The sequence below is a fragment of the Salmonella sp. SJTUF15581 genome (assembly GCF_043356775.1).
Classification (GTDB): domain Bacteria; phylum Pseudomonadota; class Gammaproteobacteria; order Enterobacterales; family Enterobacteriaceae; genus Salmonella; species Salmonella enterica.
On record NZ_JBEUJY010000009.1, the window covers coordinates 152,147 to 166,204 of the forward strand.

A 14,058-nucleotide genomic window follows, 5' to 3' on the forward strand; every position below is an offset into this window, starting at 1 on the left:
TGTTAAATCCCGAAGGTTTTAGATTGCATGGTATTGAAACCGGACAGAGTCCACACCGCGGTTAAACGGAATCGAGCTACAAGGGAAAAATAATGAAACTTGAGGTATTACCGTTAGATCAGAAGACGTTCAGCGCCTATGGCGATGTTATTGAGACGCAGGAACGTGACTTTTTTCATATAAACAACGGGTTAGTTGAGCGATATCACGACCTGGCGAAGGTTGAAGTTCTGGAGCAGGATCGCACGCTGATCAGTATTAACAGGGCGCAACCGGCCGCGATGCCTATTGTGGTACATGAACTGGAACGTCATCCTTTAGGTACGCAGGCGTTTGTGCCGATGAACGGCGAGGCTTTTGTCGTTATTGTCGCGCTCGGCGATGATAAACCCGATCTCTCCACGCTGCGGGCGTTTATTAGCAATGGACGGCAGGGCGTCAATTATCACCGTAATGTATGGCATCACCCGCTGTTTGCGTGGCAGACGGTTACCGATTTTCTGACGGTGGATCGCGGTGGCAGCGATAACTGTGATGTTGAAAGTATCCCGACACATGAACTCTGTTTTGCGTGACGCTATTGGCCTTCTTGCATAAGATGAACATATTGTTCATTGTTTATGCTCATATTTTGGGCCGGAGTTAACGTAAATATGACGGAAGTAAGACGACGCGGCAGGCCAGGACAGGCAGAGCCGACTGCGCAGAAAGGCGCTCAGGCGCTGGAGAGGGGCATAGCGATATTGCAATATCTCGAAAGAAGCGGCGGCAGTTCATCAGTTAGCGATATTTCCGGCAGCCTGGATTTACCGCTTTCTACGACGTTTCGCCTGTTAAAGGTACTGCAAGCGGCTGATTTTGTGTACCAGGATAGCCAGCTTGGCTGGTGGCATATTGGTTTAGGCGTATTTAATGTGGGCTCTGCGTATATTCATAATCGCGATGTCCTCTCGGTGGCCGGACCCTTTATGCACCGACTTATGCTGCTTTCTGGCGAGACGGTCAACGTAGCGATTCGCAACGGTAATGAAGCGGTGTTAATCGGTCAAAAGGAGTGCAAATCGATGGTCAGAATGTGCGCGCCCTTAGGGAGTCGTCTGCCGTTACATGCTTCCGGCGCCGGAAAAGCGCTGCTTTACCCGCTCACCGAAGAAGAGCTGGTGGGGATCGTCGTCAATACCGGTTTGCGGCGGTTTACGCCGACCACTCTGGTGGATTTACCTATCCTGCTTAAAAATCTGGAACAGGCGCGTGAACAGGGCTACACCGTTGACCAGGAAGAACATGTTGTCGGGCTGAATTGTATCGCCTCCGCTATCTATGACGATGCGGGCAGCGTGGTCGCCGCTATCTCAATATCGGGACCGGCTTCCCGGCTGACGGAAGATCGCTTTATCAGCCAGGGTGAACTGGTACGGGATACCGCGAAAGACATCAGTACGGCGCTTGGGCTAAAACCCCCTGTAGCCTGAGCCGCATCCCGCTCGCTGGAGCGGGACTTTTTTAAAATTTTTAAAAGTTGGAAACTTTTTCCAATAAAAAGAGGTAGCAATAAAATGGCAAAAATGAGAGCCGTGGATGCGGCAATGTATGTGCTGGAAAAAGAAGGTATCACCACAGCATTCGGCGTTCCTGGGGCTGCAATCAACCCCTTCTATTCTGCAATGCGTAAGCATGGAGGCATTCGCCATATACTGGCGCGTCATGTGGAAGGCGCTTCACATATGGCTGAGGGCTACACACGTGCGGCGGCAGGTAATATTGGGGTTTGCCTGGGCACTTCCGGCCCGGCGGGAACCGACATGATCACCGCGCTCTATTCCGCTTCTGCCGACTCTATCCCGATTTTATGCATTACCGGCCAGGCGCCACGAGCGCGTCTGCACAAGGAAGATTTCCAGGCAGTCGATATTGAAGCGATTGCAAAACCAGTCAGCAAGATGGCAGTGACGGTTCGTGAGGCGGCGCTGGTGCCGCGCGTATTACAGCAGGCTTTTCATCTGATGCGCTCAGGCCGCCCAGGTCCTGTACTGGTTGATTTACCGTTTGATGTCCAGGTTGCGGAGATCGAATTCGATCCGGATATGTATGAGCCGCTGCCGGTATATAAGCCAGCCGCCAGCCGCGTACAGATTGAAAAGGCGCTGGAGATGCTGATTCAGTCCGAGCGTCCGGTAATTGTCGCGGGCGGCGGGGTTATTAACGCCGACGCCGCGCCACTGCTGCAGCAGTTTGCCGAACTGACCAGCGTACCGGTGATCCCTACTCTGATGGGCTGGGGCTGTATCCCGGACGATCACCCCTTAATGGCGGGGATGGTCGGCCTGCAAACGGCGCATCGCTACGGCAACGCCACTCTGCTGGCATCCGATATGGTTTTTGGCATCGGTAACCGTTTTGCTAACCGTCATACGGGGTCCGTTGAGAAATATACTCAGGGGCGAAAAATCATCCATATCGATATTGAACCGACGCAAATTGGCCGCGTGTTGTGCCCGGATCTGGGCATCGTTTCGGACGCCAAAGCGGCGCTAACGTTGCTGATCGATGTCGCGCAGGAGATGCAAAAAGCGGGGCGTTTGCCATGCCGGAAAACCTGGGTGGACGAATGCCAGCAGCGTAAACGGACTTTGCTGCGTAAAACCCACTTTGACAACGTGCCAGTGAAGCCGCAGCGCGTCTATGAAGAGATGAACAAAGCCTTTGGTCGCGATGTGTGCTATGTCACCACCATTGGATTGTCGCAAATCGCGGCAGCGCAGATGCTGCATGTGTTTAAAGACAGACACTGGATCAACTGCGGCCAGGCGGGGCCTCTTGGCTGGACAATCCCGGCGGCATTAGGGGTTTGTGCTGCCGATCCGCAACGCAATGTGGTGGCGATTTCCGGCGATTTCGACTTCCAGTTCCTGATTGAAGAGTTAGCCGTCGGCGCGCAGTTTAACATTCCGTATATCCATGTGCTGGTTAACAACGCTTATCTTGGTCTGATTCGCCAGTCGCAACGCGCATTTGACATGGACTACTGCGTACAGCTCGCCTTTGAAAATATCAACTCCAGCGAAGTGAATGGCTATGGCGTTGACCATGTAAAAGTGGCGGAAGGGTTAGGCTGTAAAGCCATTCGTGTCTTTAAACCGGAAGATATTGCGCCTGCATTTGAACAAGCCAAAGCGCTAATGGCGCAATATCGCGTTCCGGTGGTGGTGGAAGTCATTCTGGAACGCGTAACCAATATTTCCATGGGCAGCGAACTGGATAACGTAACCGAGTTTGAAGAGGTTGCGGATAGTGCGAAAGATGCGCCAACAGAAACCTGTTTTATGAAATATGAGTAAGGGAGGTAATCGATGTTACGTTTCTCTGCCAATCTTTCTATGCTGTTTACGGAATATGATTTCCTGGAACGCTTTGATAAAGCGGCGTTGTCGGGATTTCGCGGCGTGGAATTCATGTTTCCCTACGATAACGATATCGAAGTGTTAAAACGTAAGCTCAGGGATAATAATCTGGAACATACGTTACATAATTTACCGGCTGGCGACTGGGCGGCTGGCGAACGTGGAATTGCCTGTATTCCTGGGCGCGAAGAAGAGTTTCGCGATGGCGTAGCGGCCGCAATCCGCTATGCACGTGCGTTAGGTAATAAGAAAATAAATTGTCTGGTGGGTAAAACGCCGTCAGGATTCTCCGCAACGGAGATCCACGACACGTTGGTCGAAAACCTGCGCTATGCGGCAAATATGCTGGCGAAAGAAGACATTTTATTACTTATCGAACCTATTAATCACTTTGATATGCCGGGATTCCATCTCACCGGCACTCAACAGGCGTTAGCATTAATTAAGGATATCGGCAGCGATAATATCAAAATTCAGTATGATATTTATCACATGCAACGCATGGAAGGGGAATTAACGCAAACCATGACGGCATGGGCCGATAAAATAGGCCATTTACAGATTGCTGATAACCCGCGTCGCGGCGAGCCGGGGACCGGGGAAATTAATTATGACTTTATTTTTAATGTCATTAAACAGTCTGGTTATGATGGCTGGGTTGGCTGTGAATATAAACCACTGACTACCACGGAAGCGGGATTATCGTGGATTAATCAGTACCGTTAAAACGCAGAATAATTCGGGCAGCGCTTTTTTTCCACTGTGTTGGAAGGGGATTGTGTTGCCTGAATCTGGAAACACCGAAAGCAATAAAAGAGGTTGTATATGAAACTGGGATTTATTGGCCTGGGAATTATGGGCTCGCCAATGGCTATCAATTTGGCACGCGCCGGTCATCAATTACACGTTACGACTATTGGTCCGGTCGCGGACGAACTGCTCTCGCTGGGGGCAGTAAATGTTGAGACTGCACGTCAGGTAACTGAATTTGCAGACATTATCTTCATAATGGTGCCGGATACGCCGCAGGTTGAAGAGGTGTTATTTGGCGAACACGGTTGCGCTAAAACATCGCTTCAGGGAAAAACCATCGTCGATATGAGTTCTATTTCTCCTATCGAAACCAAACGTTTTGCCCAGCGCGTTAATGAAATGGGCGCTGATTACCTGGATGCCCCGGTTTCCGGGGGAGAAATCGGGGCGCGTGAAGGCACTCTGTCGATTATGGTTGGCGGCGAGCAGAAAGTCTTTGACCGCGTTAAACCGCTCTTTGACATCCTGGGAAAAAATATCACCCTGGTGGGCGGCAATGGGGATGGGCAAACCTGTAAGGTGGCTAACCAAATTATTGTTGCGCTGAATATTGAAGCGGTTTCTGAAGCCTTAGTGTTTGCTTCAAAAGCAGGTGCCGATCCGGTACGCGTGCGCCAGGCGTTAATGGGCGGGTTCGCCTCTTCACGCATTCTGGAAGTTCACGGCGAGCGGATGATCAACCGGACGTTCGAGCCTGGTTTCAAAATCGCGCTTCATCAGAAAGACCTTAATCTTGCATTGCAAAGCGCAAAAGCGCTGGCGCTGAATTTACCGAATACGGCGACCTGCCAGGAATTATTCAATACCTGTGCGGCAAATGGCGGGAGCCAGCTTGATCATTCGGCAATGGTACAGGCGCTGGAATTAATGGCCAATCATAAATTGTCCTAATTATGTGTATCGCTGCGGCTGCAGCGATACCTGTTCACAAGGAACACTCTGTAAAGGTGAAGAACATGAGTGAAACTAAAAAATCCGGGATTGATTACTGGAAACAAATTGTTGTCGTAATGAGTCTGGGCTGGGTAGCGATTTGGATCTATCGCACCGTGCTTACGCCAATTTATCCAGAAATTCAGGCATCTTTAGACAATGTAAGTAATGCTGAAATAGGCGCCATTGCAAGTTTTTACTTTTTTGCTTACTGCAGTATGCAAATCCCTTGCGGAATATTGGTCGATAAATTCGGTCAAAAAATCATGCTGATGGCCGGATTTACGCTTTTTATTATTGGTACACTCTGTATCGCGAAAGCCAATGGCCTGACCATGATCTATATAGGGTCGCTAATGGCAGGTGGCGGATGCGCTTCTTTCTTTAGCTCGGCTTATTCACTCTCTTCGGCAAACGTGCCGCAGGCCCGTCGGGCATTAGCCAACGCGATTATCAACAGCGGGTCGGCTATAGGGATGGGGATTGGCTTAATCGGTTCCAGCGTATTAGTAAAAAACATGAGCATGGCCTGGCAAAATGTACTGTATATCGTGGCCGCGATATTAGTAATCATGCTGTGCGTCTTTACGCTGATCATTCGCGGTAAAGCCAAAAGCGACTCTGCGCAAGCGGAAAAGCAAACCCAAACCGTTACGGAAGATGAGAAACGCGCACCTTTATTCTCTGGTTTATTGTGTAGCGTTTACTTCCTCTATTTCTGTACCTGCTACGGTTATTATTTGATAGTGACCTGGCTGCCCTCTTATCTCCAGACTGAAAGAGGATTTGATGGCGGAGCTATCGGGCTGGCATCAGCGCTGGTAGCGGTGGTTGGCGTACCGGGAGCGTTATTTTTTAGCCATCTGTCAGATAAATTCCGTAACAGTAAAGTTAAGGTTATTCTCGGTCTGGAAATTGTGGCGGCTGCAATGTTGGCGTTTACGGTTTTGTCCCCGAATACCACGATGCTGATGGTCAGTCTGACGCTATACGGCTTGCTGGGGAAAATGGCAGTAGACCCGATCCTGATCTCCTTTGTATCTGAACAGGCTTCGGCAAAAAGTCTGGGAAGAGCTTTCAGCCTTTTTAACTTCTTTGGCATGAGTTCAGCGGTTGTCGCTCCAACGTTGACCGGATTTATTTCGGATGTAACGGGGTCGAAGGAGATCAGTTTTGTGATTTCAGCATGTTTAGTGGTTACCGGAACGCTGATCTTTGCTGTCGTCACTTTATATAAAAAGAAAGCAACGCAACGTATTGCTTCAGCTTAAAAATAATTATATCTACTGTTTCTTTATTTTATATTTATTTGTTCCTCATAGCTAAACCCATAACAACGTTATCCGATGCGTGAAAAGAGGGATTTATGGAACATCAAAGAGAGCTATACCAGCAGCGCGGTTATAGCGAAGACTTATTACCTAAAACAGAAACCCAACGAAACTGGAAGGCATTTAACTATTTCACCTTATGGATGGGATCTGTACATAACGTGCCAAATTACGTTATGGTCGGCGGTTTTTTTATACTGGGGCTATCAACATTTAATATCATGTTGGCCATTATTATCAGCGCATTATTTATTGCGGCGGCGATGGTAATGAATGGCGCGGCAGGCAGCAAATATGGCGTTCCTTTTGCTATGATATTGCGAGGTTCTTACGGCGTCCGCGGCGCGCTATTCCCTGGATTATTGCGAGGGGGAATCGCGGCAATTATGTGGTTCGGCTTGCAGTGTTACGCGGGATCGCTGGCATTTCTTATTTTGATTGGGAAGATCTGGCCAGGATTTCTGACATTAGGCGGAGATTTCAAGCTGCTGGGTCTTTCACTGCCAGGGCTAATTACTTTTCTAATTTTTTGGATTATTAACGTTGGCATCGGTTTTGGCGGTGGTAAAGTATTAAATAAATTTACCGCTATCCTCAATCCATGTATTTACATTGTCTTTGGCGGCATGGCTATTTGGGCAATATCGCTGGTCGGCATTGGCCCGATTCTGGACTATCTGCCTTCAGGCGTGCAAAAAGCAGAGCACAGCGGCTTTCTGTTCCTGGTGGTGATTAACGCCGTAGTCGCCGTCTGGGCAGCGCCAGCGGTGAGCGCGTCCGATTTCACGCAAAACGCGCATTCATTTCGCGCTCAGGCATTGGGACAAACATTGGGGCTTATCGTAGCGTATATATTATTCGCCGTAGCCAGCGTGTGCATTATTGCCGGAGCCAGTATTCATTATGGTATGGATACCTGGAACGTGCTGGATATTGTGCAGCGCTGGGACAGCCTGTTTGCTTCATTCTTTGCGGTGCTGGTGATTCTGATGACGACAATTTCAACCAACGCCACCGGTAATATTATACCTGCGGGGTATCAAATTGCGGCGCTTGCCCCGACAAAGCTTAACTATAAAAATGGCGTAATGATTGCCAGTATTATCAGTCTACTGATTTGCCCATGGAAATTAATGGAGAATCAGGACAGTATTTATCTGTTCCTCGATATTATCGGCGGTATGCTTGGCCCGGTAATCGGCGTAATGTTAGCTCATTATTTTGTGGTAATGCGTGGAAAAATTAATCTTGATGAGCTGTACACCGCCAGCGGTGATTACAAATATTATGATAATGGATTTAACCTGACTGCATTTTCAGTCACCCTGGTCGCAGTCATTCTGTCATTAGGCGGCAAGTTTATACCATTTATGGAGCCTTTATCCCGCGTGTCCTGGTTTGTAGGCGTAATAGTTGCGTTCGTTGCTTATGCGCTATTGAAGAAACGCACGGGTTTTGAAAATACAGGAGAGAAAAAACTCGCAGGTTAAATATTGAGAAAGCATTAAGCGTATTTAATGAAGTGTGCGCTATTTAAAAACTATCTGTATCCATACAAGGAGTTTGTTATGTCTTTTGATTTAATTATTAAGAACGGTACTGTCATCTTAGAAAACGAAGCGAGAGTTATCGATATCGCCGTCCAGGGCGGAAAAATCGCCGCGATTGGCGAGAACCTGGGGGAAGCGAAAAATGTGCTGGATGCGACGGGATTGATCGTTTCGCCGGGCATGGTTGACGCGCATACCCACATTTCTGAACCGGGCCGTACCCACTGGGAAGGCTATGAAACCGGTACGCGCGCGGCGGCGAAAGGCGGTATTACCACGATGATTGAGATGCCGCTCAATCAGCTGCCGGCGACGGTCGATCGTGAGACGATTGAACTCAAGTTTGACGCGGCAAAAGGTAAATTGACCATCGACGCCGCGCAGTTGGGCGGTTTGGTTTCTTATAACCTGGATCGGCTGCATGAGCTGGACGAAGTGGGCGTTGTCGGCTTCAAGTGCTTTGTTGCCACCTGCGGCGATCGTGGCATCGATAATGATTTTCGCGACGTTAATGACTGGCAGTTTTACAAAGGCGCGCAAAAACTGGGGGAAATGGACCAGACGGTACTGGTACATTGCGAAAATGCTCTGATTTGCGATGAGCTGGGTGAAGAAGCTAAACGCGAAGGACGCGTAACGGCGCATGATTATGTCGCCTCACGTCCGGTATTTACTGAAGTGGAAGCCATTCGTCGCGTGCTGTATCTGGCGAAAGCGGCAGGTTGCCGTCTGCACGTTTGCCATATCAGCAGCCCGGAGGGGGTAGAGGAAGTAACGCGCGCGCGTCAGGAAGGTCAGGATGTCACCTGTGAATCGTGCCCGCACTATTTTGTCCTCGATACCGATCAGTTCGAAGAGATTGGCACCCTGGCAAAATGTTCTCCGCCAATTCGCGACCAGGAAAACCAGAAAGGGATGTGGGAAAAACTGTTTAACGGCGAAATCGACTGCCTGGTATCCGACCACTCTCCATGCCCTCCGGAAATGAAAGCAGGCAATATCATGCAAGCATGGGGCGGAATTGCCGGACTGCAAAACTGCATGGACGTCATGTTTGATGAAGCGGTGCAAAAACGCGGTATGTCGTTGCCGATGTTTGGCAAATTAATGGCGACCAACGCCGCCGATATTTTTGGTCTGAAACATAAAGGACGTATTGCCCCCGGCAAAGATGCTGACCTGGTCTTTATTCAGCCTGACAGCAGCTATGTTCTGAAAAATGAAGATCTGGAATATCGCCATAAAGTCAGTCCGTATGTTGGCCGTACTATTGGCGCGCGTATTACCAAAACGATTTTGCGCGGCGATGTTATTTATGACATCGAGCATGGCTTCCCTGTGCCGCCAAAAGGTCAGTTTATCCTTAAACATCAGCAGTAATCCGGTGTGATTTAATGCCCGTCGTCACGACGGGCATTCTCTATTTTAAGGTGTGGATATGTTCCCTGTTATTAACCGCGAAAGTGTGTTGTCCGGCTTTCAGTGGTTTTTCTTTATTTTCTGTAACACGGTTGTGGTTCCCCCTACCTTGCTGTCCGCTTTTCATCTTCCCGCTGATAACCTGTTAATGCTCACACAATACGCTTTTTTGACCACCGCGTTGGCCTGCCTGGTTCAGGCATTTTGCGGCCATCGCCGGGCCATTATGGAGGGGCCGACAGGGCTGTGGTGGGGCGCTATTCTTACGATTACGCTTGGCGAGGCGTCTCGCGGCACGCCGTTGAACGATATCGCCTCCAGCCTGTCGGTCGGGATTGCGATCTCCGCGATGGTGACGATATTTATCGGCATTAGCGGCTTAGGACACCGTCTGGCTCGCCTGTTTACGCCGGCGGTAATGGTTTTTTTCATGCTGCTTTTGGGCGCGCAGCTGACCTCAATATTTTTTAAAGGCATGCTGGGGCTGCCTTTTGGCATTGCCGATACCAGCGCCAGAATCAAATTGGCCCCCTTTGGGTTGGCGGTCGCGGTGATGTGTTTTATCCTCGCAATGATTATTTTCCTGCAACAGCGTATCTCCCGTTACGCGTTACTGGTAGGGACCGTGGTCGGGTGGGGGCTATGGCGGTTATGCTTTCCTTCATCACACTTACCGCCGGGTGAATTAAGCTGGCGATGGTTTCCGCTGGGCAGCCACGGCACGCTGATGCCGGGTATTATTGTGACGGCGGTGATGACGGGGTTAGTCAACATCAGCAACACTTACGGCGCCATCCGCGGTACCGATATCTTTTATCTGCATCAAGGGTCGGGCAGTTCTCGTTATCGCCGAAGCTTTATGATTTCCGGACTGATGACGTTAATGACGGTGCCTTTCGCGGTCGTGCCTTTTTCGCCTTTTGTGTCTTCCATTGGTTTATTAACGCAAACCGGCGACAGTTCTCGCAAATCCTTTATCTGCGGTAGCGCGCTGTGTCTGCTGGTTGCCATTATAACGCCGTTAACCCGCTTATTTTGCGCTATTCCACTGGCGATCAGCAGCGCCGTTATGCTGGTCTCTTATTTACCTTTACTTTATTCCGGTTTGGTTTTTAGCCAGCAAATTACGTTTACCGCGCGGAATATTTATCGCCTGGCATTACCGCTTTTTGTCGGCATTTTTTTGATGGGGCTTCCTCCGGTCTATTTACAGGATCTTCCACTGATGGTTCGTCCTTTGCTTAGCAACGGATTACTGGTGGGAATCTTACTGGCAGTGCTTATGGAAAATCTTATTCCGTGGGAACGCATTAAATAACATGAGAAAACAAGGAGACATGATGAAGATTGTAATTGCGCCAGATTCATTTAAAGAGAGCTTAAGCGCTGATAAATGCTGTCAGGCTATTAAAGCGGGATTTTCAACCGTATTTCCTGATGCGCGCTATGTCTGTTTACCGATCGCCGATGGTGGAGAAGGAACCGTGGACGCGATGGTGGCAGCGACCGGCGGGAAACGGGTTTCTGTGGACGTTAGCGGGCCGATGGGGGAAAAAGTAAACGGATTTTATGGCCTGACCGGCGACGGCAAAACGGCGATTATTGAAATGGCGGCGGCGAGCGGATTGATGCTGGTGGCGCCCGAGGCGCGTAATCCGCTGCTGGCATCCAGTTTCGGCACCGGCGAATTGATTCGTCACGCCCTGGACGCGGGGATTCGCCATATTATTCTGGGTATCGGCGGCAGCGCCACGGTGGATGGCGGAATGGGAGTAGCGCAGGCGCTCGGTGTGCGTTTTCTGGACGCGCAGGGAACGCCGCTTGGCGCCGGAGGGGGCAATTTATCGCGCCTGGCGAGCATTGACCTGCAGGGGTGCGATCCGCGAATTTCAGAGTGTCGTATTGAGGTCGCCTGTGATGTTGATAACCCGTTGGTGGGGCCACGCGGCGCGGCGGCGGTATTCGGTCCGCAGAAAGGGGCGACGCCTGAAATGGTTGAGACGCTGGAAAATGGATTACGTAATTATGCCCGTGTTTTACATGCCCTGACCGGACGCGACATGTCTCAAATACCGGGCGGTGGAGCGGCCGGAGGAATGGGGATTGCCGCTATCGTCTTCCTGGAAGCGGAAATGAAGCCCGGTATTGAGATTGTTATGCAGGCGGTGAAGCTGGAGGAGGCGGTAAAAGAGGCTTCGCTGGTGATTACCGGAGAAGGGCGAATCGACTCGCAAACGGCGGGAGGAAAAGCGCCGATAGGCGTCGCGTCAGTGGCGAAACGGCATCACGTCCCGGTTATCGGCATTGCCGGCGTACTGGGCGACGGCGTGGAAGTGGTCCATCGCCACGGTATTGATGCCGTATTCAGTATTTTGCCGCGGCTGGCGCCTTTGCCGGAAGTTCTGGCGAACGGTGAACAAAATCTCTACCACAGCGCCTGTAATATTGCCCGCGTCATCAAACTTGGCCAGAATATCGGGACTCGTTAAGCATAAAAAAAGCCACGGTTCTCACCGTGGCAAAATCCAACATAGCTAAATTAAAAATAATCAGGAGGGCTGTCCGCCGTTAAATCATAACGTCGCGGTTACAGTCTTTGGAGTAGATGTAGCTGAATGCTTCGCCACGACCTACACCGTATCCGGCCTGCAGGGAATAAGCGCCCATGAAGATGTAGTCGCCTTTTTTCACCGGCACCCAGTTGTTGTCGAGGTTATAAACCCCCTGGCCGGAAAGGATATAAGCGCCATGTTCCTGGACGTGGGTTTCAATATAGCCGTGGCTGGCGCCCGGTTCGAAAGACAGAATATGCATATTCATATCGAAGCCCAGCTCTTTAGGCAGGAAATCCAGCAGAATAACATCTTCCATGCCTTCATAATGAATACGCTCCAGCTGGCTGGCATTGCCGGAAACCAACCACGGGGCATGCCCCTCGACAGGAGTATAGCGGCGTTTATATAAAAATAGCTGGCTGTCTTCCGTTTGAGCGTTGCTAAAGGTCATCATCTCGCCCGGTGGACAATAGAGGTATCCGCCCTGAGTTAAAGAGAATGTTTTTCCTTCTGCTTTAGCTTCAATATTTCCCGTAATGACATAGAGAAAAGTTTCAATCCCCTCGCCGCCAAAGCCCTGCTGGTTGCCGCCATTCTGATGTAAGGTAACCAGATAATCGACGAAAGAAGCACCCAGCTTCGGCGTCGAAAGGATGGTGACGTCACAGTTTTCAAAGCCGGGAATAATATTTTTCACCAGACCGTCCGGCGTTAAGAGCGCATAGTTACCGTGTTTTACAATGGCGCGGTTCGCCAGTAAATCATCGCGGTAACCCGTGACGTTATTCAGATATCCCATTGATGGCTCCTTATTTTTGCCAGGCAAGTTGATGCAGCATTAATGCCAGAGTTTTGACCCCTTCAGCAAGATCATTAATGTTGGTACGTTCCGCCGGGTTATGGCTGATACCATTAATGCTGGGGACGAAAATCATACAGGTAGGGACGCGCGGCGCGAAAATTTGCGCGTCATGACCTGCGCCGCTATGCATTATGCGATAGTTCAGTTGTTCGGTTTCACACAGCCTGGTGAGGGCCGCGACCAGTTCGGCGTTCATCGGCACCGGCGCTTCGTCCATCCACAAATCGATATCGATGCTGATATCCATTTCATCGCAGATGGCGCGCATATCGTTTTCCAACTGTTCGGTAAATTCGCGAAGTACCGCGGCGTCCGTATGCCGGCAATCGATTGTAAATGTGGTTTTCCCAGGGACAACATTGACCGTATTCGGCTGCGGCTCAACTTTGCCGAACGTTAATACCAGGGGATCGCCATGCTGTTTGGCTTTTTCAATGGACTGACTGCAAATACGACTGAAGGCATGCACCGTATCGCGACGATAGCCCATTGGCGTTGTGCCTGCATGGTTGGACTCGCCGTTGAGCGTCACCGTGTAGCGACGTTGCCCGACGATGGCGTTGACGACGCCAATCGACTGTCCGTTGCTCTCCAGAACACAGCCTTGCTCAATATGCAATTCAACAAAGGCGCGGATATCGGTTCGCGCGGCGAGCGGCGCGGCGGGAAGGGTAAATCCGCACGCCTGCATAGCGTCGACAAAGCCTGTGCCTTTGGCGTCCTGGATATGGCGTACCTCTTCAGGATTCGCCAGGCCAAAAATGTTCTTGCTGCCCCAAAAAACGTAAGGGAAACGGCTGCCTTCTTCCTCAGCCATTGATACTACCTCGACGGTGCGCAGCGGCGCGCCGTAGGTCGCTTTTAGCCAGTCGAGCGCCAGCCAGGCGGCAAGCGCGCCGAATTGCCCGTCCAGATTGCCGCCGTTGACGACCGTATCAATATGCGAACCGCTTAAAATCACCTGCTCCGGAAATTGTGTGCCGCAAAGGCGGCCATATAAATTTCCGACGTCATCAAAGCGTGTTTCCAGACCGCTTTCTGCCATTCGCTTTTTAAACTGCTGCTGTGTTTCCAGCCACTCAGGCGAATAAAGTAAACGCGTCATTCCACCCGTAGGATCGGCTCCAATGGAGGAGAGCCAGGGCAATGTTTCTTCTATCGCGTGGCGAAAATGCTTTATCATAGAAAATTCCT

At 50.4% G+C, this 14,058-nt stretch carries 12 protein-coding genes; 10 read left to right on the forward strand and 2 right to left on the reverse strand.

The window, feature by feature from the left end; all coding sequences use genetic code 11:
• Nucleotides 1-92: 92 nt before the first annotated feature.
• The 10 genes from allA to glxK all read left to right on the forward strand — a co-directional run bounded on the left by allA (nucleotide 93) and on the right by glxK (nucleotide 11,936).
• Entirely contained in the window at nucleotides 93-575 is a 483-nt protein-coding gene (allA, locus tag ABVN36_RS16560) for an ureidoglycolate lyase (RefSeq protein WP_000764659.1), read from the forward strand.
• A 78-nt stretch (nucleotides 576-653) separates the two neighbouring features.
• Nucleotides 654-1,472 carry an HTH-type transcriptional repressor AllR gene (gene allR / locus ABVN36_RS16565; protein WP_000141265.1) on the forward strand — a complete coding sequence of 273 codons (819 nt, stop codon included), beginning with the start codon at nucleotides 654-656 and terminating at the stop codon, nucleotides 1,470-1,472.
• Nucleotides 1,473-1,556: 84 nt separating this feature from the next.
• Nucleotides 1,557-3,338: a glyoxylate carboligase gene (gene gcl, locus ABVN36_RS16570; RefSeq protein ID WP_001096868.1), complete on the forward strand. Its 1,782-nt coding sequence runs from the start codon at nucleotides 1,557-1,559 to the stop codon at nucleotides 3,336-3,338.
• Between the two features lie 12 nt (nucleotides 3,339-3,350).
• On the forward strand, nucleotides 3,351-4,127 hold the full coding sequence (gene hyi / locus ABVN36_RS16575; protein WP_000943591.1) for a hydroxypyruvate isomerase: 777 nt from the start codon (nucleotides 3,351-3,353) through the stop codon (nucleotides 4,125-4,127).
• 99 nt (nucleotides 4,128-4,226) lie between these two features.
• Nucleotides 4,227-5,105 carry a 2-hydroxy-3-oxopropionate reductase gene (gene glxR, locus ABVN36_RS16580; protein WP_000765815.1) on the forward strand — a complete coding sequence of 293 codons (879 nt, stop codon included), beginning with the start codon at nucleotides 4,227-4,229 and terminating at the stop codon, nucleotides 5,103-5,105.
• A 65-nt stretch (nucleotides 5,106-5,170) separates the two neighbouring features.
• Nucleotides 5,171-6,418, forward strand: coding sequence for an MFS transporter (locus ABVN36_RS16585; RefSeq protein ID WP_000005070.1), 1,248 nt, complete (start codon nucleotides 5,171-5,173; stop codon nucleotides 6,416-6,418).
• 95 nt (nucleotides 6,419-6,513) lie between these two features.
• The gene (locus ABVN36_RS16590) at nucleotides 6,514-7,968 is read left to right on the forward strand and encodes a putative allantoin permease (RefSeq protein WP_000401063.1); all 1,455 of its coding nucleotides are present in this window, start codon (nucleotides 6,514-6,516) and stop codon (nucleotides 7,966-7,968) included.
• Between the two features lie 78 nt (nucleotides 7,969-8,046).
• The gene (gene allB / locus ABVN36_RS16595; RefSeq protein ID WP_000006865.1) at nucleotides 8,047-9,408 is read left to right on the forward strand and encodes an allantoinase AllB; all 1,362 of its coding nucleotides are present in this window, start codon (nucleotides 8,047-8,049) and stop codon (nucleotides 9,406-9,408) included.
• A 58-nt stretch (nucleotides 9,409-9,466) separates the two neighbouring features.
• On the forward strand, nucleotides 9,467-10,765 hold the full coding sequence (locus ABVN36_RS16600) for a uracil/xanthine transporter (protein ID WP_023138421.1): 1,299 nt from the start codon (nucleotides 9,467-9,469) through the stop codon (nucleotides 10,763-10,765).
• 22 nt (nucleotides 10,766-10,787) lie between these two features.
• Nucleotides 10,788-11,936: a glycerate 3-kinase gene (gene glxK / locus ABVN36_RS16605; RefSeq protein ID WP_023138422.1), complete on the forward strand. Its 1,149-nt coding sequence runs from the start codon at nucleotides 10,788-10,790 to the stop codon at nucleotides 11,934-11,936.
• 79 nt (nucleotides 11,937-12,015) lie between these two features.
• Here the strand turns inward: glxK and allE are convergent, their stop codons facing one another.
• Both allE and allC read right to left on the reverse strand, forming a co-directional pair.
• Nucleotides 12,016-12,801, reverse strand: a complete 786-nt coding sequence (gene allE, locus ABVN36_RS16610) for a (S)-ureidoglycine aminohydrolase (protein ID WP_000540985.1) — start codon at nucleotides 12,799-12,801, stop codon at nucleotides 12,016-12,018.
• Between the two features lie 10 nt (nucleotides 12,802-12,811).
• Nucleotides 12,812-14,047, reverse strand: coding sequence for an allantoate deiminase (gene allC / locus ABVN36_RS16615; protein ID WP_000589769.1), 1,236 nt, complete (start codon nucleotides 14,045-14,047; stop codon nucleotides 12,812-12,814).
• Between the last annotated feature and the right edge of the window lie 11 nt (nucleotides 14,048-14,058).

What these genes read in the sequence shown, in the direction of transcription:
- allB (WP_000006865.1), top strand. Translation starts at nt 8,047, where the DNA reads ATGTCTTTTGATTTAATTATTAAGAACGGTACTGTCATCTTAGAAAAC.
- glxK (WP_023138422.1), top strand. Translation starts at nt 10,788, where the DNA reads ATGAAGATTGTAATTGCGCCAGATTCATTTAAAGAGAGCTTAAGCGCT.
- hyi (WP_000943591.1), top strand. Translation starts at nt 3,351, where the DNA reads ATGTTACGTTTCTCTGCCAATCTTTCTATGCTGTTTACGGAATATGAT.
- ABVN36_RS16590 (WP_000401063.1), top strand. Translation starts at nt 6,514, where the DNA reads ATGGAACATCAAAGAGAGCTATACCAGCAGCGCGGTTATAGCGAAGAC.
- ABVN36_RS16600 (WP_023138421.1), top strand. Translation starts at nt 9,467, where the DNA reads ATGTTCCCTGTTATTAACCGCGAAAGTGTGTTGTCCGGCTTTCAGTGG.
- allR (WP_000141265.1), top strand. Translation starts at nt 654, where the DNA reads ATGACGGAAGTAAGACGACGCGGCAGGCCAGGACAGGCAGAGCCGACT.
- ABVN36_RS16585 (WP_000005070.1), top strand. Translation starts at nt 5,171, where the DNA reads ATGAGTGAAACTAAAAAATCCGGGATTGATTACTGGAAACAAATTGTT.
- allE (WP_000540985.1), bottom strand. Translation starts at nt 12,801, where the DNA reads ATGGGATATCTGAATAACGTCACGGGTTACCGCGATGATTTACTGGCG.
- glxR (WP_000765815.1), top strand. Translation starts at nt 4,227, where the DNA reads ATGAAACTGGGATTTATTGGCCTGGGAATTATGGGCTCGCCAATGGCT.
- gcl (WP_001096868.1), top strand. Translation starts at nt 1,557, where the DNA reads ATGGCAAAAATGAGAGCCGTGGATGCGGCAATGTATGTGCTGGAAAAA.
- allC (WP_000589769.1), bottom strand. Translation starts at nt 14,047, where the DNA reads ATGATAAAGCATTTTCGCCACGCGATAGAAGAAACATTGCCCTGGCTC.
- allA (WP_000764659.1), top strand. Translation starts at nt 93, where the DNA reads ATGAAACTTGAGGTATTACCGTTAGATCAGAAGACGTTCAGCGCCTAT.